Source organism: Massilia sp. BHUDP2 (assembly GCF_046236355.1).
Taxonomy (GTDB): domain Bacteria; phylum Pseudomonadota; class Gammaproteobacteria; order Burkholderiales; family Burkholderiaceae_D; genus Telluria; species Telluria varians.
In genome coordinates this window covers 697,998-714,913 of sequence record NZ_JBJUVW010000001.1, presented here as the reverse complement: position 1 = coordinate 714,913, position 16,916 = coordinate 697,998, and the positions used below count along the sequence as shown (strand labels likewise).

At 66.8% G+C, this 16,916-nt stretch carries 20 protein-coding genes and 1 other RNA gene; 13 read left to right on the top strand and 8 right to left on the bottom strand.

All coding sequences use genetic code 11. From position 1 onward, the window contains the following. Position 1 precedes the first annotated feature (1 nt). Both ACK6C6_RS03110 and ACK6C6_RS03105 read left to right on the top strand, forming a co-directional pair. Complete coding sequence (locus ACK6C6_RS03110) at positions 2-490, top strand: (2Fe-2S)-binding protein (protein ID WP_209587660.1); 489 nt, start codon at positions 2-4, stop codon at positions 488-490. Further along, positions 490-2,691: a molybdopterin cofactor-binding domain-containing protein gene (locus ACK6C6_RS03105; protein WP_409265851.1), complete on the top strand. Its 2,202-nt coding sequence runs from the start codon at positions 490-492 to the stop codon at positions 2,689-2,691. Before ACK6C6_RS03110 ends, ACK6C6_RS03105 begins: the two co-directional genes overlap by 1 nt. Positions 2,692-2,793: 102 nt before the next feature. Here the strand turns inward: ACK6C6_RS03105 and ACK6C6_RS03100 are convergent, their stop codons facing one another. From ACK6C6_RS03100 to ACK6C6_RS03080, 5 genes are all read right to left on the bottom strand, one after another. Continuing rightward, positions 2,794-3,600 (bottom strand): sulfite exporter TauE/SafE family protein, encoded by an 807-nt coding sequence (locus ACK6C6_RS03100; protein WP_409265849.1) that lies wholly within the window; start codon positions 3,598-3,600, stop codon positions 2,794-2,796. Further along, entirely contained in the window at positions 3,600-4,070 is a 471-nt protein-coding gene (locus ACK6C6_RS03095) for an EVE domain-containing protein (protein ID WP_409265848.1), read from the bottom strand. Before ACK6C6_RS03095 ends, ACK6C6_RS03100 begins: the two co-directional genes overlap by 1 nt. Positions 4,071-4,126: 56 nt before the next feature. Further along, positions 4,127-4,307: non-coding RNA, 6S RNA (gene ssrS, locus ACK6C6_RS03090), on the bottom strand. 45 nt (positions 4,308-4,352) lie between these two features. Beyond that, the gene (locus ACK6C6_RS03085; protein WP_027865157.1) at positions 4,353-4,664 is read right to left on the bottom strand and encodes a cell division protein ZapA; all 312 of its coding nucleotides are present in this window, start codon (positions 4,662-4,664) and stop codon (positions 4,353-4,355) included. After that, the gene (locus ACK6C6_RS03080) at positions 4,661-4,921 is read right to left on the bottom strand and encodes a hypothetical protein (RefSeq protein WP_027865156.1); all 261 of its coding nucleotides are present in this window, start codon (positions 4,919-4,921) and stop codon (positions 4,661-4,663) included. The genes ACK6C6_RS03085 and ACK6C6_RS03080 overlap by 4 nt, the downstream gene beginning before the upstream one ends. Positions 4,922-5,295: 374 nt before the next feature. Between ACK6C6_RS03080 and groES the strand changes: the two genes are divergently transcribed. From groES to ACK6C6_RS03065, 3 genes are all read left to right on the top strand, one after another. After that, the gene (gene groES / locus ACK6C6_RS03075) at positions 5,296-5,586 is read left to right on the top strand and encodes a co-chaperone GroES (RefSeq protein WP_027865155.1); all 291 of its coding nucleotides are present in this window, start codon (positions 5,296-5,298) and stop codon (positions 5,584-5,586) included. A gap of 60 nt (positions 5,587-5,646) precedes the next feature. Then, on the top strand, positions 5,647-7,293 hold the full coding sequence (gene groL / locus ACK6C6_RS03070) for a chaperonin GroEL (protein ID WP_209587656.1): 1,647 nt from the start codon (positions 5,647-5,649) through the stop codon (positions 7,291-7,293). Between the two features lie 123 nt (positions 7,294-7,416). Further along, a complete protein-coding gene (locus ACK6C6_RS03065; RefSeq protein WP_409265846.1) occupies positions 7,417-7,830 on the top strand; it encodes a hypothetical protein in 414 nt (137 codons plus the stop codon). A gap of 32 nt (positions 7,831-7,862) precedes the next feature. On the opposite strand, the gene ACK6C6_RS03060 is transcribed toward ACK6C6_RS03065, so the two are convergent. Both ACK6C6_RS03060 and ACK6C6_RS03055 read right to left on the bottom strand, forming a co-directional pair. Next, positions 7,863-8,327 (bottom strand): hypothetical protein, encoded by a 465-nt coding sequence (locus ACK6C6_RS03060; RefSeq protein ID WP_409265845.1) that lies wholly within the window; start codon positions 8,325-8,327, stop codon positions 7,863-7,865. A 139-nt stretch (positions 8,328-8,466) separates the two neighbouring features. After that, positions 8,467-8,817 (bottom strand): hypothetical protein, encoded by a 351-nt coding sequence (locus ACK6C6_RS03055; protein WP_409265844.1) that lies wholly within the window; start codon positions 8,815-8,817, stop codon positions 8,467-8,469. Here ACK6C6_RS03055 and ACK6C6_RS03050 point away from each other — a divergent pair. Then, the gene (locus ACK6C6_RS03050) at positions 8,816-9,715 is read left to right on the top strand and encodes a LysR family transcriptional regulator (RefSeq protein WP_409265842.1); all 900 of its coding nucleotides are present in this window, start codon (positions 8,816-8,818) and stop codon (positions 9,713-9,715) included. The two genes, ACK6C6_RS03055 and ACK6C6_RS03050, sit on opposite strands and share 2 nt — an antisense overlap. Positions 9,716-9,759: 44 nt before the next feature. Here the strand turns inward: ACK6C6_RS03050 and ACK6C6_RS03045 are convergent, their stop codons facing one another. Continuing rightward, positions 9,760-10,080: a DUF1330 domain-containing protein gene (locus tag ACK6C6_RS03045; RefSeq protein WP_409265841.1), complete on the bottom strand. Its 321-nt coding sequence runs from the start codon at positions 10,078-10,080 to the stop codon at positions 9,760-9,762. Between the two features lie 190 nt (positions 10,081-10,270). On the opposite strand from ACK6C6_RS03045, the gene ACK6C6_RS03040 reads away from it, so the two are divergent. The 7 genes from ACK6C6_RS03040 to ACK6C6_RS03010 all read left to right on the top strand — a co-directional run bounded on the left by ACK6C6_RS03040 (position 10,271) and on the right by ACK6C6_RS03010 (position 16,915). After that, complete coding sequence (locus ACK6C6_RS03040; protein WP_409265840.1) at positions 10,271-10,681, top strand: GntR family transcriptional regulator; 411 nt, start codon at positions 10,271-10,273, stop codon at positions 10,679-10,681. 13 nt (positions 10,682-10,694) lie between these two features. Next, positions 10,695-11,612 carry an ABC transporter ATP-binding protein gene (locus ACK6C6_RS03035; protein ID WP_409265839.1) on the top strand — a complete coding sequence of 306 codons (918 nt, stop codon included), beginning with the start codon at positions 10,695-10,697 and terminating at the stop codon, positions 11,610-11,612. Between the two features lie 10 nt (positions 11,613-11,622). After that, positions 11,623-12,276, top strand: a complete 654-nt coding sequence (locus tag ACK6C6_RS03030; protein ID WP_409265837.1) for a hypothetical protein — start codon at positions 11,623-11,625, stop codon at positions 12,274-12,276. Positions 12,277-12,282: 6 nt separating this feature from the next. Next, positions 12,283-13,473 (top strand): hypothetical protein, encoded by a 1,191-nt coding sequence (locus tag ACK6C6_RS03025; RefSeq protein WP_409265836.1) that lies wholly within the window; start codon positions 12,283-12,285, stop codon positions 13,471-13,473. Beyond that, complete coding sequence (locus tag ACK6C6_RS03020; protein WP_409265834.1) at positions 13,392-13,811, top strand: prolyl oligopeptidase family serine peptidase; 420 nt, start codon at positions 13,392-13,394, stop codon at positions 13,809-13,811. Before ACK6C6_RS03025 ends, ACK6C6_RS03020 begins: the two co-directional genes overlap by 82 nt. A gap of 59 nt (positions 13,812-13,870) precedes the next feature. Beyond that, a complete protein-coding gene (locus ACK6C6_RS03015; protein WP_409265833.1) occupies positions 13,871-14,335 on the top strand; it encodes a hypothetical protein in 465 nt (154 codons plus the stop codon). Between the two features lie 150 nt (positions 14,336-14,485). Beyond that, on the top strand, positions 14,486-16,915 hold the full coding sequence (locus tag ACK6C6_RS03010; protein WP_409265831.1) for an FG-GAP-like repeat-containing protein: 2,430 nt from the start codon (positions 14,486-14,488) through the stop codon (positions 16,913-16,915). Position 16,916 lies beyond the last annotated feature (1 nt).

The following is a 16,916-nucleotide window of genomic DNA, read 5'->3' as shown; positions in this document are numbered from 1 at the left end:
CATGACCACCTTCAAGCTGCAGGTTAACGGCAAGCCGCAGGAAGTCGACGTCGACGCCGACACGCCGCTGCTCTACGTGCTGCGCAACGACCTGAAACTCAACGGCGCCAAGTTCGGCTGCGGCCTGGGACAGTGCGGCTCCTGCACCGTGATGCTCGACAAGGAGCCGGTGATGTCCTGCCTGCTGCCGGTGTCGATGGTGGGCAGCCGCGCCGTGCGCACGGTGGAGTCGGGCGGCACGCGCTGGGTGCCGGCCGTGGTGCTGCAGCAGGCCTTCGTCGAGGAGCAGGCGGCGCAGTGCGGCTACTGCATCGCCGGCATGATCATGCGCGCCACCGCCCTGTTCGAGCAGGTGGCCTCGCCCACCGATGCCCAGATCAAGGCCTGGATGCAGCCGAACCTGTGCCGCTGCGGCACCCACCTGCGCATCCTGCGCGCGGTGCGCCGCGCCGCCGACGTGCTCAAGGCCCAGCCGATCCGGAACTACTGATGAACGATTCCCCCAAGCGCCCCGGCCGGCGCCGCTTCCTCGCAAGCGGCGGCGCCCTGACGCTTTCCTTCGCGCTGCCGCTGCGCGCCGCGCCCGGCGCGCTGCCCGGCAGCCTCGAACGCGAACCCTGGCTCGACGCCTGGATCCGCGTGGGCAGCGACAACCGCGTTTCCATCTTCACCGGCAAGGTGGAGCTGGGCCAGGGCATCAAGACCGCCCTGCTGCAGGTGGCCGCGCACGAGCTGCAGATCGATCCCGGACGCCTGGTGCTGGAAACCGCCGACACCGAGCGCTCGCCCGACGAAGGCTATACGGCGGGCAGCCACTCGATGCAGGACAGCGCCACCGCCATCCGCCACGCGGCGGCCCAGGTGCGCGCGCAGCTGGCAGAGAAGGCCGCGGCACACTTCAAGGTGCCGGCCGCCACGCTGATGCAGGACAACAGCGTGTTCCGCACGCCCGACGGACGGCGCGTGAGCTTCAGCGAACTGGTGGCCGGCAGCGAGCAGCACGTGCGCGCCACCAATGCCCTGCCGCCGCGCACGCCCAACGCGCGGCGCCTCATCGGGGTGACGCTGCCGCGGGTCGACATCCCCGGCAAGCTCAAGGGCCATGTCGCCTACGTGCAGGACCTGCGCCTGCCCGCCATGATGCATGGCCGCGTGGTGCGCCCGCCCTCACCGAGCGCGCGCCTGCTCTCCGTGGACAAGGCGGCGGTGGCGCGCTTGCCCGGCGTGCTCGAAGTCGTGCAGGACGGGCGCTTCCTGGCCGTGATCGCGGACGAGGAATACCGCGCGGTGAAGGCGGCCAAGGCGCTGGCGCGCGCCGCGCGCTGGGAGGTGCCTTCCGTTCTTCCGGCCGGCCGCGATGTGGCCGCGCTGGTGCGCAGCCTGCCGTCGACACCCGAGCAGGTGCTGGCGCAGGGCAAGCCCGGGACGCCCGGCAAGACCCTGCGCGCCACCTATACCCGTCCCTTCCAGCTGCATGCTTCGATCGGCCCCTCCTGCGCGATCGCGCTGCTGGACGAAGGCCGCTACACGGTGTGGACCCATTCGCAGGGCGTGTTCCCGCTGCGCCGCGCGCTGGCCGAGCTGCTCGGCGCGCCCGAGGAAGCGGTGCGCTGCATCCATGCCGAGGGCTCCGGCTGCTACGGCCACAACGGCGCCGACGACGTCGCCGCCGATGCGGCGCTGATGGCACGCGCCTTCCCCGGCATCCCGGTCCGGGTGCAATGGATGCGCGAGGACGAACACGCGTGGGAACCTTTTGGGCCGGCGATGGTGGCGGACGTCGCGGCCACGCTCGACGCGAGCGGCAGGATCGTCGACTGGCAGTACGAGGTCTGGAGCCAGTCGCACAACACCCGGCCCGGCAAGGCCGGCAACCTGCTGGCCGCCACCCTGCTTGCCAAGCCCTTCACGCCGCCCACGCCGAAGCCGATTCCGCAGCCCCAGGGCAGCGGCGACCGCAATGCCATTCCGTACTACGTGCTGCCGAACGCGCGCGTGACCCACCGCTTCCAGCCGGCCGGGCCCTTCCGCACCTCGGCGGTACGTTCCTTGGGCGCCTACTGCAACGTGTTCGCGATCGAGAGCTTCATGGACGAGCTGGCGCGGGCGGCCGGCCTGGACCCGGTGGCCTTCCGACTGCGCCACCTGGCGGACCCGCGCGCCATCGAGGTGGTCAAGCTGGCCGCAAGCAAGTTCGGCTGGGACGGCTACAAGAGAAGCCCCCGGCGCGGGCGCGGCTTCGCCTTCGCCCGCTACAAGAACCTGGCGGCCTACTGCGCCATTGCGCTGGAAGTCGAGGTGGCGCTGGACACCGGTTTTGTCCGCATCGTGCGCGCCGACGCCGCCGTCGATTGCGGCGAAGTGGTGAGTCCCGACGGGGTGCGCAACCAGATCGAGGGCGGCATCGTCCAATCGAGCAGCTGGACCCTGCTGGAGCAGGTGCGCTTCGACGCCAGCCAGGTGATCAGCCAGGACTGGGCCGGCTATCCGATCCTGCGCTTCAACGGGGTGCCGGACAAGGTCGAGGTGCACCTGCTGGACCGTCCGGGCCAGCCTTTCCTCGGCACCGGCGAAGCGGCCCAGGGGCCGGCCGCGGCGGCGCTGGCCAATGCGGTGGCCGACGCCTGCGGCAGGCGCGTGCGCGATTTGCCGCTCAATCGGGAACGGATGCGGGCGTTGGCCATATCGTAGGGTGGGCGGGTCTCCCGCCCACGCGGTCAACCAGCTACGAGATCATCGCGTACGGCTTTTCATCCGCTAACTATCACCGCGTGGGCGGCGAAGCCGCCCACCCTACGGGTTGACCGCCTTCCAGAACATATAGGCCGCCAGCGCATACAGGATCACCGCGAACACCTTCTGCAGCTGGCGCACCGGCATCTTGTGCGCGGTGCGCGCCCCGACCGGCGCCATGGTGACGCTGGCCAGCACGATGATGGCCAGCGCCGGCAGGTAGATGAAGCCGAGCGAATAATCCGGCAAGCCCGGCTCGCCCCAGCCGAACCAGATGTTCGAAAGGGTTCCGGAGAGCGCGATCGGAAAGCCCAGCGCCGCGCTGGTGGCCACCGCATTGTGGATGCGCACGCCGCACCAGGTCATGAAGGGCACCGACACGAAGCCGCCGCCGGCGCCGACGATGCCCGACAGGGTGCCGATCAGGCCACCGGTGGCGAACATGCCCGGCGCGCCCGGCAGCGCGCGCGACGCGGCGGGCTTTTTACCGATCAGCATCTGGGTCGCCGAGAAGGCCACGAACACGCCGAAGAAGGCTGCCAGCACCGTGGAATCCATCTGCTTGCCGATCCAGGGCCCGATCCAGGAGCCGATCAGGATGCCCGGCGCCAGCAGCTTCACCACCGGCCACAGGACCGCGCCGTGCTGGTGGTGGGCGCGCACCGAGGACAGGGAGGTGAACAGGATGGTCGCGAGCGAGGTGGCGATCGCCATGTGGATGGTCAGCTCGGGCGCGAAGCCGCGCGCGGTGAAGATCATCGTGATGAAGGGGACCAGCACCATGCCGCCGCCGATGCCGAGCAGCCCGGCCGCGAAGCCACCGAAGGTGCCCATCGCCAGCAGCGCCAGGATCAGGGTGAGGTCCATCAGCGCTTCCCTTCGCGCACCAGCGTAAGGATGGCGTTCCACTCGGCCGCCGTCACGGGCGACACCGACAGCCGGCTACCCTTCTGCAGCAGCACCATGTCTTCCAGCGCCGGAATGGTGCGCATCTCGCTCAGGGGCAGGTAGCGTCCCGACTCCACCGCACGTACGTCGACCGAGATCCAGCGCGGATTTTCCTGGGTGGCCTTGGGGTCATGGTAGGGAGAGGATGCATCGAACTGGGTCGCATCCGGATACGGACCGCTCGCCACCTCGGCGATGCCGGCCACGCCGGGCACTGCGCAGCTGGAGTGGTAGAACAGGACGCCGTCGCCGACCGACATGGCGTCGCGCAGAAAATTGCGCGCCTGGTAGTTACGTACGCCGTACCAGGACACGGTTTGCTCCGGCGCGGCCAGCACGTCGTCGAAACTGACGTCGTCCGGCTCCGATTTCATCAACCAATAACGCATGCAATCCCCATCAAAAAAAAAGCGGCTGCGTACCGAAGTGCGCAACCGCTCGTGTGTGTAGCCCCGCCTGTGTCGTTATTGCCGGCATCCCGAACCAAAAGGCTCAAGGTGGTCGCAGTCAGCTCAATTTCGGGTTCGTCAGACTAGTGACGCTCGCGCCCACCAAGCATGTCCCACAACCTATGCGAAAGAATGGTTCAAGGAATATATGACAAATCTCGAACACCGCAGGGTAGAGCGCAGTTTACTCCGTTGGCCGAGCATGTCAATCGAATCTGAACCTCAGGACAGATTTTCCTGCGGCGCCAGGGCCTGGTCCAGCACCGTGTGCATCGCCTCGAGCTTCTGCTTGACTTCGAGGATGGACATGTCGGACAGCGGGCCCTGGGGCGACTTGACCGACAGGAATTCGGCCGCCACGCTGAGCGCCGCCATGACGGCGATGCGGTCGGTGCCTCTGACCTTGCCCGAGTCGCGCAGCGCGCACATCTTGCCGTCCAGGTAGCTGACCGCTTCGCGCAGGGTGCGCTCTTCGCCTTCGCGGCAGGCCAGGCGGTAGGACTGGCCCATGATGGTGCAATCGAGATGGATCATTGGCTTGCCTCGTTCGGCTCGCCGGCCTCAGGACCGGCATCGGCTGCATCGTCCGCTTCGCCTTCCGGCGCGGGCAACTGCTCGAGCAGCGCCTCGACGCGCCGTTGCGCCTCGATCAGCCGCTCCTTGAACGCGATGTTCTCGGCGCTCAGCAGGTGGTTGGCCTGGCGCAGCAGGTAGTTCTCGGCGCGCAGCGACTGGGTCAGCTGGGCGAGCCGGTCGATCTTGTCGGAGAGGTCTTGAAATTCGGAAATCATTCGACACTATAGGACTGAGATGGTTTTTCCGTCAACCGAATCGCGCCCCCATTCAGGAGGGAAGCGCTCGGGGCCATAGCATACAGCATCCGTGCGGCGTCCCGGCGCTATCCGGTGTACCCTGCCCGGCCATTGCTCGAATGCCACCGCCGACAGTGTACAACCCATCTATTGGATTGTGTTTTCGCAAAAAAGTCGGTTCGATCCCACACATTCCCGCTTGAAATGGGGTGTTATCGTCCCTATAATCACCTTCGTGTTAGCACTCGGCAGCCTAGAGTGCTAACAAACCGAAGCACCCATTTTCCCAGCCGCCACCACCGTATGGCGGCTTTGAACAGCTAGTCAAACCACTGAAAAATAAGGAGTTTTGCATGAACCTTCGTCCTCTGCACGATCGCGTAATCGTGAAGCGTCTCGACCAGGAGACCAAGACTGCATCCGGCCTGATCATCCCTGATGCGGCCGCCGAGAAGCCGGACCAGGGCGAAATCCTGGCCGTCGGCAACGGCAAGGTGCAGGAAAATGGCCAGGTTCGTCCGCTGGAAGTGAAGGTCGGTGACCGCGTCCTGTTCGGCAAGTACTCGGGCCAGGCCGTCAAGGTCGATGGCCAGGAACTGCTGGTCATGCGCGAAGAAGACATCATGGCCGTCGTGGCCCAGTAATTGGTCAAACCCGCATTCCTCCTGTAATACACATTCACGAATTCATTCGGAGAACAAGAAATGGCAGCTAAAGAAGTAATTTTCGGCGACGCAGCGCGCGCCAAGATGGTTGAAGGCGTCAACATCCTCGCCAACGCAGTCAAGGTCACCCTGGGCCCGAAAGGCCGCAACGTGGTGCTGGAGCGCTCGTTCGGCGCCCCGACCGTCACCAAGGACGGCGTCTCGGTCGCGAAAGAGATCGAACTGAAGGACAAGCTGCAGAACATGGGCGCGCAGATGGTGAAGGAAGTCGCGTCGAAGACCAGCGACAACGCCGGTGACGGCACCACCACCGCGACCGTGCTGGCACAGGCGATCGTCCGCGAAGGCATGAAGTTCGTTGCCGCCGGCATGAACCCGATGGACCTGAAGCGCGGCATCGACAAGGCCGTCGCCGCCACCGTCGAAGAACTGAAGAAGATCGCCAAGCCGACCACCACCTCGAAAGAGATCGCCCAAGTCGGCGCCATCTCGGCCAACTCGGAAACCTCGATCGGCGAGCGCATCGCCGAGGCGATGGAAAAAGTCGGCAAGGAAGGCGTCATCACCGTCGAAGACGGCAAGTCGCTGAACGACGAGCTGGACATCGTGGAAGGCATGCAGTTCGACCGCGGCTACCTGTCGCCGTACTTCATCAACAACCCGGACAAGCAGGTTGCCGTTCACGAGAACCCGTTCGTCCTGCTGTGCGACAAGAAGATCTCGAACATCCGTGACCTGCTGCCGGTGCTGGAGCAAGTCGCCAAGGCCGGCCGGCCGCTGGTGATCGTCGCCGAAGACATCGAAGGCGAAGCGCTGGCGACCCTGGTGGTCAACAACATCCGTGGCATCCTGAAGACCGTCGCCGTCAAGGCCCCGGGCTTCGGCGACCGCCGCAAGGCCATGCTGGAAGACATCGCCATCCTGACCGGCGGCCAGGTCATCGCCGAAGAAGTCGGCCTGACCCTGGAAAAGGTCACCCTGAACGAGCTGGGCCAGGCCAAGCGCGTCGAAGTGGGCAAGGAAAACACCATCATCATCGACGGCGCAGGTTCGGCTGAAGCGATCGAAGCACGCGTCAAGATGGTCCGCGTCCAGATCGAAGAAGCGACCTCGGACTACGACCGCGAGAAGCTGCAAGAGCGCGTGGCCAAGCTGGCCGGCGGCGTTGCCGTGATCCGCGTCGGTGCAGCCACCGAAGTCGAGATGAAAGAGAAGAAGGCACGCGTGGAAGACGCGCTGCACGCAACCCGCGCTGCCGTGGAAGAAGGCATCGTCCCGGGCGGCGGCGTGGCCCTGCTGCGCGCACGCGCTTCGCTGGACGTCAAGGGCGACAACCCGGACCAGGACGCAGGCATCAAGATCGTCCTGCGCGCCATGGAAGAGCCGCTGCGCATGATCGTCCAGAACGCCGGCGACGAGCCGTCGGTCGTGGTCGCCGCTGTCCTGGCTGGCCAGGGCAACTACGGCTACAACGCCGCCAACGGCACCTACGGCGACATGGTCGAAATGGGCGTGCTGGATCCGGCCAAGGTCACCCGCTCGGCACTGCAGAACGCAGCGTCGATCGCCGGCCTGATGCTGACCACCGACTGCATGGTCTCGGAAGTCGTTGAAGACAAGCCGGCCGGCGGCATGGGCGGCATGGGCGGTATGGGTGGCATGGGCGGCATGGACGGCATGATGTAATCATCCGGCCTACCAGCCAGAAAGCCTGCAGGGTTCGCGCCTTGCAGGCTTTTTTACTTTGACGGGGTCAGGTCTGACATTCGGACACGAGCTCTGCTGTTATCTTTTTTATCGGAGGCAGGTATGGCGACCGTGAACGCTTTTGATCTCGACAACGCGATCATCCTGGCGGATGAGCCGGGCAGCGAGGCATGGGTGAGCCTGGAAACGGGCCATGTCCATATTCGCTCGGACCTGGTCGGCGAGCTGGAACCGCTTCCTGATGACATCGGCGAAGAAGGCCATTACATCCCGGTGCCGGGCCAGCGCACGCTGGAGCTGGGCCGGGCCCTGGTCATCGATTTTGTCCAGCGCCACATGCCCTCGGACGAAGACGAGGTCCGGCAACTATTCAGGCGCGCGGGCGCCTATGCCCGCTTCTCCGCACTGGTGGACAAGCGCGGCCTGCGCGACAAGTGGCATGCATTCCACGAGCAGCGCACGCTGGACGCGATGCGTGCATGGTGCGAACAGCATGGGCTGAATCTGGCGGAATAAGGTAAGGCCAAGCGCTCGCCCAGGCACCTTCGTTATCGCCTTGCAGGCGCCGAGGCCAGGCGTTCCGCCAGCACCGTAGTCACGATCGCCTGCAAGAGGTGAACGCTCCAGCGCTCCCCGGCCTTGCGTGGCCCCGCCTTGGCCTCCCCTTCGGTAATGCCGAGCATCGGCGCAATACAGCCGATATTCACCGCATACAGCGCCGTGCCGTACAGCGCGCCGACGGCAAGCGGCGACAAGGATGGCGCGGCATCGCGCAGCTTGGGAACGGCCAGCGCGAAGGTGGCCGATGCGCCGAGATGATTGACGAACTCGACGACGCTGGTGCCGGTGTCGCCGATCACCTTGCGCGAGCCGGTGACATCGTCGATCCAGTCGACCGCATCCCGGTCGAGCGTTTTCCCCAGCAGGCCAGCCTTGCGCCCGACGACCATGAAGGCGGTCGTCAGCACGCCTGCTATCAGACCGCCTGTCATCGCTGCTGTATATCGTTGCATGGGAATTTCTCCACGTATGAGTTGATCATGCAGGCAGGATGACAGGTCGGCGCACCGGCTCGGTACGGTACTGCACGCATCGCTCACGAACGGCGCTGCAAGCGGGTCATCAGCGGAACGGACGAGCAGACAAGCGATATCAAACGGTATTGCGCGCTGATGTATTGTCGAGGCCGTGTCCGAATGTCAGACCTGACCCCAGGGGAGGACGGTGCAGGAAGAATGCGGCCAGCGCAAGCACGCACTCAAGCAGCACGGCTGGCCAGCTCAAGGGTATTGGCATGCCTTGCGCGACGAGGTCCGCTGCGAAGGCGGGCACGCCGAGCGCGGCCGCGGTCAGCATGGCGAGCGTGAGCGCGAGCGCGCCGATCGACAGGCGCAGCAGCAGGACGAGGGAGCGGAGAGTGTGGTCCATGATGGCTTCCTTGCTAGGTGGGTTGAGGAGTTCCCACTCTATCGCTGCAGGAATGCCTATAAAATAGGCGCTCATGAAACCATCGTATGCAAAATTGCAATCGAAGCTCGGCCTCCAGGACCTGGAAACCATCCTGGCCCTGCACCGCGGCCGCACCCTGGCCGGCGCCGCCGAGCGGCTGAAGGTGGATGCGTCCACCGTGTTCCGCGCCATCAAGCGCATCGAGGCCGATGTCGGCGAGCTGCTGTTCGACCGCGGCCGCCAAGGTTATACGGCGACGGAACTCGGGCGCGTGCTGGCCAGCCATGCGGAGCGGATCGAGACCCAGCTCGAGGAGGCGCGCGAAGCGGCCTTCCACCAGGCCACCGTGCCCTCCGGCGTGCTGCGCATCACCCTGACCGACACGCTGCTGCATACCGTGCTGCTGCCGGTGCTGGCGCGCTTTGCCGAGCGCTACCCGGACATCCGGCTCGAACTGGCCAGCACCAACGTGCTCGTCAACCTGAGCCAGCGCGAGGCCGACATCGCCATCCGCGCCACCAATGCGCCGCCCGAGCATCTGGTCGGCATCCGGCTGGGCACGATGCGTTCGGCCGTGTATGGCGGCGTCGGCTACCTGGCCGGGCAGCCGCAAGGCAGGCACTACAGCGAGATGGACTGGATCGCGCTGGACGACAGCCTGCCCGACCACCCGTCCCAGCACTGGCGCCGCGCGCGCCATCCCCAGGCCCTGCCGCGCCACAAGGTCGGCAACCTGCTGGCGGTTGCCGGCGCCGTCGTGAACGGATTGGGCGTCGGCGTCGTGCCGCTGGCGGTGATGCGCGATCATCCGCAGGTCACCATGCTGGACGGGCCGCTGCCGGAACTGGACATCGGCCTGTGGCTGCTGGCCCATCCCGATACCCGCTACCTGGGACGGATGAAAGCTATGTTCGACTTCCTGCGCACAGCCGTCGCATTGCCCGCATCCTGAAGCCGGGCACGCGCAGTGACTTGCCGTCGGCGCGGCCGACGTCCCTACCGCAGGATATCGGTCGCCAGATGCCCCTCCGGCAGAGCGTCGACCAGGAACACCACGCTCGCCGCGTTCCTCGTCCGCAGCGGCAGGATCTCCTGGTAGGCAGGCGAGACATACCACCGGCGGGCATGTTCGATGTCGGGAAACTCGATCAGCACCACGTCCGCCGGCAGGCTGCCTTCCAGCACCTCGGGCGCTTGGCCGTGCAGCAGGAAGCGGCCCCGATACGGCTTCATCGTCGCGTCGATCCGTTCGAGGTAACTGACGATGTCCGGTCCAAACACCACGTCCTTCAACAGACCGACGGCATACGCATGCATGTTCTTCTCCTATCCGGGTTGCGTGGATTGAACTATCCGCTCCGCCGCGGCGCCTGGCGATTACCTGCCAGGTAATCGCGGATCCCTTTATCGCTGGCGCATAGACTGCGCCGTCCTGCGCATGCATATATTGACAAGACGGCGCCCCGGATCTACTGTACTGCGTGTAATAGTACAGCTAGGAGCCACCATGAGCCGCCGAACACCCTTGATGCTGAACATCGCCACCGGCGACACCCGGCCGATCAACCGCCAGATCGTCGACGGCGTGCGCCGCCTGATCGCCAGCGGCGAGCTGGAGGTCGGCGCTCTCCTTCCCAGCGTGCGCGGCCTGGCCCAGCAGTTGTCGATCAACCCCAACACCGTGGCCAAGGCCTACGGCGAACTGACCCTGGAAGGCTGGGTGGAATCGCGCGCGGGCCTCGGCCTGTTCGTGCTGCAGCCGCGCCAGCTGCTGTCGGACGCCGAGCGCGAACGCCGCCTGGGCGAGGCGGTGGACCGCTTCACCGGCGACGTCATCGGCCTCGGCTACAGCGATTCCGACATCCTCGACCGCGTCGCCGGTGAACTGGCAGCCTGCCTGCCGCGCAAAGTCGCCTGAAAGAGAACATAAAATGAACGACCTCGTCATCCGTACCGACAAGCTGTGCCTGTCCTACAAGGGCAAGCAGGCCCTCGACAAGCTGAGCCTGGACCTGCCGCGCGGCGGCGTGCACGCCATCGTCGGCGCCAACGGCGCCGGCAAGTCGACCCTGTTCCGCGTACTGCTCGGCTTTGCCTGCGCCGACAGCGGCTCGGCCGCCGTGCTGGGCTGCGACAGCCGCGCCCTCACCCCGGCCCTGCGCGCGCGCATCGGCTTCGTCAACGAAGAGCACACCCTGCCCGCCTGGATGCGGGTGCAGGAACTGGCGCACATGCAGCGGCGCCTGTACCCACTGTGGAACCAGGAGCGCTATCGCCAGGTCCTGGCCAACTTCAACGTGGCCGACCGCCAGCGGATCAGCGAGCTGTCGCGCGGCGAGCGCGCCGGCGTGAGCCTGGCCCTCGCCCTGGCGCAGGGGCCGGAGTTGCTGATCCTCGACGAGCCCACGCTCGGCCTGGACGTGGTGGCCAAGCGCGCCTTTCTCGACGCCCTGTTGCAGACCAGCCTGGACGACGGCGCCACGGTGGTCTACTGCTCGCACCAGATGGAAGAGATCGAGCGCGTCGCCGACAACCTCGTCATCCTCGAGCGCGGCGTGCTGCGCCACATGTCGGCGCCCGGCGACTTTTGCGAGCGGGTCAGCCTGTGGATCGCCGACTTCCCGTTCCGCCAGCCCGAAGCGGCGCACCTGCCCGGCGTGCTCGAGATGCGCGTCATCGACGGCCTGACCCACCTGGTGGTGTTCGACGGCGGCATCGATTTCGGCCACCGCCTGCGCCTGATGGGCGCGCGCACCGCGCAGCAGATGCCGGTGAGCCTGGACCGCGCCGTCAACGGCTTCCTCACGCGCGGCCATGCCGGCGCCAACCTCCTGTCCGCAGCAGCCTGAAAGTCCCCATATGAAAGAACTCTTCCTGAGCGAGTGCCGGCGCTTCCGCAACCTGGCGCTGATCGCGGCCGCCGTGCTGCTGGTGTTGCTGCAGCTGGCCATCCGCATGGCCGACCCGCTGCAGCAGCGCTGGCAGGTACAGATGATCATGTTCCTGGCCATCGCCGCCATGGGGCTTGCCTTTGCCGTGGTCCAGTTCAGCGGCTACCGCCAGCCCAGCCGCTGGCTGTGGCTGATGCACCGCCCATTGGCCCGTGGCCGCATCTTCGGCGCGCTGGCCCTGGCGTCGCTGGTCCTCCTGGGCGTCGCCGTCGGGCTCCCGGCCCTGCTGGCGGTGGCCGGCACCGACTACTTCACCGGCGACACCATCGACACGCGCCACTACCTGATCCCGCTGCACCTGCTGCTGGCAAGCTACACCGCCTGGCTGGCCGGCTGCTACCTGGTGCTGTGCGGACGCCGCAGCGCCTTCGTGGTGCTGTTCGTACCCAACGTGCTGGTCCTGCACCTGGCCTCCGGCGCCGCACTGCTGGTGCCGGCCATGATCGGCCTGGCATCGATGGCGGCGCTGGCCTACACCGCCTTCCGGCCGGACCACACCGGGCCGCCGGCCGGCGCTGGCGCACACCTGGCAAGCGCCATCCCGCTGGTGCTCGGCTTCTAGCTGCTCATGCTGTGGGGCGGCTCGACCGTGTTCCAGGTCGGCCAGATGCTGCTGGGCGTGAATCCGCTCAACAGCAAGGTGGCGCCCGCCGGCGGCTACAGGAAACTGGTGCGCTCCCCCGGCGGCGACAACCTGCAGCGCGCCTTGGCGCTTTCCAGCGACCCGCGCGCCGCGCATTGGCGCCGCCAGCTGGCGCTGCTCGAAGTGGGCAAGGTCGAACCCCAGGGGCGCGCGCACCCGGTGCGCGGCGCGATCGCCAACCTCGACGCGACGCAATGGCGCGACGCGAAGCGCAACATCGCGTGGACCTTCAACCACGACCGCATGCTGTACGAAGGACGCGATATGCATACCGATGCGCCGCGCGGCTGGTTCGGCATGGGCGGGATGGGCGACCTGCGCCCCTTCGATTCGCCGCCGCTCATCGTGATCAAATCCTTCATGACGCAGCAGCGGCTGTTCGGGATCGACGCCGAATCCGGCCGCGCCCCCACGCTGTTCACCGTGAGCGGCGCCGAGACGATGACCGGCGGCGTGCAGGAAGCCGGCCGCCAGCCCTTCGTGCTGACCAACCAGCGCCTGATCGCCTTCCGCCGCCAGGCTAGTGCGCAGGCGCCGCTGGAAGAAGCGTACAGCGTGCCCCTGCCCGGCCCCTTCGGGGACCTCAACCGGGTCGACGTCGCGCGCCTGCTCGACGGCACCCTGCTCTCCTTTAACTTCGGCCGCCGCATGGTGAACGGCGAGACCGGCTCGCGCCAGCAGGTGCTGTTCGTCGATGCCGCCGGCCACGCGACGCCGGTTGCATCGCGCCTCGTCGGGCACGACTACCCGCTGCTGTTCGAGCACAAGGACTGGTGGCTGTCGCCGGTGGCCAACGCGGTGATGACGCTGCCCGAACGCCTGCTCGACAGGGGCCTGATCGAGGATGCGCCCGGAACGCCGGTCCAGGCGCGCCCGCCGGCCGTGGTCGCGGCGGCACTGGCCGCGGCCCTGCTGTCCGCCGCACTGGCGGCATGGCGCCTGCGCCGCAGTGGCGGACCACAACAGCCCATGCGCTACCGGCTGGCCTGGACCGTGGCCGCCCTGGTGCTGGGGCCACCTTGCGCAGCCGCCCTGTGGGTGCTGGCGCCGCGCGCCATCCCTGCAAGCACCGCTGCCGTCGAAGCAGAAGGCGCGCCCATTCCCGCCGCCGCCTGAAAGGACCCGATCATGCGACATCCTGTCTGCGCCACGCCGGCGCAGGCCGGCGCGCGCCGCTGCTGCTGGTGGCCGGCGCGAAGGACGACAAGGTCGAGGTGGAAGCGGTTGCCGACTACGCGGCGCGCCTGCAGGAACTGGGCAAGCCGGTCAGCCCGCTGGTCGACCCAAGCGAGGGACACAACGCGCGCAACCCGGTGGCGCGCGAGGCGCAGATGCACCTGCTGCTGCGGATGCTGCACCGCCACCTCGGCGGCCCGACGGCCCCTGGGCCGTCTCCCGCGGTCGCCAGCTACCTCGCCCGCACGCTGCGCGCCAACGGCGCCCTGGAGGAGTGATTTGTTGCTGACAAAATACACAGGGTGTAAACTTCCCGCTCCACCCTGTGAGGCACCCCATGTCGAGACGCGCTGCAATCCATCCTTCCTTGCCCCTGCTGGCCGCCCTTGCCGTCGCGCTGGCCGCCGCCGGCTGCAAGCGTGCCGAGCGCGAGGAGCCGAAGCCCGCGCCGGCGGCTGTGGTCAAGGAAGCGCCGGCGCGCAGCCGGGAACAGGCCATGGAAGCCCTGCTCGCGGTGCCGGAACTGAAGACCTGGTCGGCGCAGATCGAAAAGCGCTCGAAGGGCAAGGCGCATGGGGCGGTGATCGAGGACGACCCGGCGCCGCGCGAGATCAACGGCAAAAGGTACTACCAGCTCAGCTTCGTGGAGAACCGCGCCAACGACGTACGGCGCCGCGAGAGCTTCCTGGTGTCACAGCAGGGCGACGAGATCCTGGTGGACGATCCCGAGACCGATAGCGTCCTGAGCCTGCAGGAATGGCGCCGCAACATCGAGCGCGTCCAGCTCAAGAGCGCTGATTAGGCCGCGCCGCAACAGCACCGTCCTGGCCCGGCGACGCGCAGCCGCGCCTCCCTTCCTGCGAATTGCTAAAACGCAACAACTGTTCCCGGTTCGTTGACTTTTTGTGCCAAAGCAATTCCAATGGCTGGTTTCAAACACGCTTACATAACCATGGCAGACTATCGCGGCACCGACGCTAACGACTCCATCGATCAGGACAAGCTCGGGATTCCAGCCGGCTCCAATATTTTCGGCGGCAAGGGCGACGACACCATCGTCATTTCCAGCGGCACCGCGGTTGGCGAGCAGGGCAACGACACCATCACCGCCCTGCAGCCCTGGGCCGGGGTCGCCTACTGGGGGGCGCCGGCCGGCATCAAGGTCAACCTGGCCACCGGCATCGCCCAGGACGGCTACGGCACGGTCGATACCCTGATCAATATCCGCACGATCCAGGATTCCAGCCACAGCGACGAGATCACCGGCAGCGGCGCCAGCGAGGAATTCTGGCTCAGCGGCGGTTCCGACCGCGTGAGCGGCGGCGGCGGGCAGGACACCGTCAAATACTGGGAATTCAAGCCGTCCGAGATCAAGATCAGCTACGCGCGCGCCACCGATACCTTCACGGCCGTCAAGCAAGCGCCCTACAAGACCGGCACCGACACGCTGCAGGGCGTCAACAGCATCCAGCTGCTGGGCCCGGACGGCAACTATGCGCAGTACACGCGCGACATGTTCGACGACAGCACCGGCTTCCTGCGCCAGCAGGCCACGGTGGCGTCCTTCGAGATGCATCACGTGAACCAGCTGCGCGCCGGCGACTTCAATGGCGACGGCATCGGCGACCTGCTGGTCACCCGTACCCGGGGCGACCTGGGCGAAACGGCCGTTCCGCTGCAGATCCTGGTCGGCGACGGCAAGGGCGGGTTCACCGACAAGACCGCGGGCCTGTTCAAGGGCGGCATTCCCCACGTGAACTACGTGCCGCGCATCTTCGCGGGCGACTTCAACAAGGACGGCATCACCGACATCTTCACGCCCGATTTCGGCCTCGACAAGCCACCCTTCCCGGGCGGACAGAATTCGCTGTTCCTGTCGAACAAGGCGACCGGCCTGCTGGAAAACGCCAGCGCCACCCTGCCCCAGGGACTGAAGCAGAACCATGGCACCGCACTCGGCGACATCAACCGCGACGGCCATCTCGACATCCTGGTCAACGCGCTGCACGACACTACCGGCAACGGGAACCAGATCCTGATCAACGACGGCGCCGGACGCTTCACCCCCACCCAATCGCTGCTGCCGGCCAGCCTGCGCCCCGCCGGTTATGACCCGGGCAATACCTGGTCCATGCTGCGCGACCTGAACGGCGATGGCTGGGACGACATCGTGCTGGGCACCTGGAAACCCAACCCCAGTCCTAGCCTCGTCCTGCTCAACGACGGCAAGGGCAGCTTCGCCAACAGCACGCCGCTGGCCCTGCCGCGGCCGGGAGGCTTCAGCGAAACCGTGATCGGCATCGAGACCATCGACCTGAACGGCGACGCCCTGCCGGACCTGATGCTCAGCCTGACCAACGACGGCAGCCACGACGAGTTCTACAAGCTGCCCTACCTGCAGCTGCTCGTCAACGAAGGCAACGGCCGCTTCCGCGACGAGACCGGCCTGCGCCTGCCGCAGTCGCAGACCCCCGGCAAGGACACATCCTGGTACCTGTCCGCCACCGCCATCGACTTCAACGGCGACGGCTTCCAGGACATCCTGGTGGACGGCATGAATGCCTCCTCCTCGCACGTCCTCGTCAATGACGGCACCGGCAAGTTCACGCTCGGCTGGAACGGCACGCCGAACCAGCACGTGGTATCGATGGACATCAATGGGGACGGCAAGCCGGACCTGGTGGAAGCCACCGCCGCCGGCTTCTCGGTGCTCCTGAACACCGCGCCGGACCGCATCGGTGCCAGCCACGTCTACCGCTTCGGCGACAACGGCGGCAAGGTGGTGGGCGGCGCCGCCAGCGAAACCATCCACAACGGCCGGGGCGCCGACAGCGCCGACGGTGGCGCCGGACTGGACAAGATGGTGTATGGCGGCAAGCGCGCCGACTACAGCGTCAAGAAGACGTCCGATGGCTTCAGCGTCAGCAGCGGCGGCGTCACCGACACGCTCGTCAACATCGAACGCCTGGTGTTCGGCGACGCCGCCGTCGCCCTCGACATCGAAGGCACCGGCGGGCAGGCTTACCGCGTCTACCAGGCGGCGTTCGCGCGCACGCCGGACCTGGGCGGCCTGGGATACTGGATGAACGCCATGGACCTCGGCACCACGCTCGAGAGCGTCGCCGAAGGCTTCGTCGCCTCGAAGGAGTTCAAGGACCTGTACGGCGCCGCGCCGACCAACCTCGAGATCGTCACGCGCTTCTACCAGAACGTGCTGCAGCGCCCGGGCGAAAAGGCCGGCATCGACTGGTGGACCGGATTGCTGGACGCGAAGACGCTGACGGTGGCCGACGTGCTGGTGGGCTTCAGCGAAAGCGCCGAGAACAAGGCGGCGCTGGTGGGCGTGATGACGGACGGCTTTGCCTATACGCCCTACCCTTGAG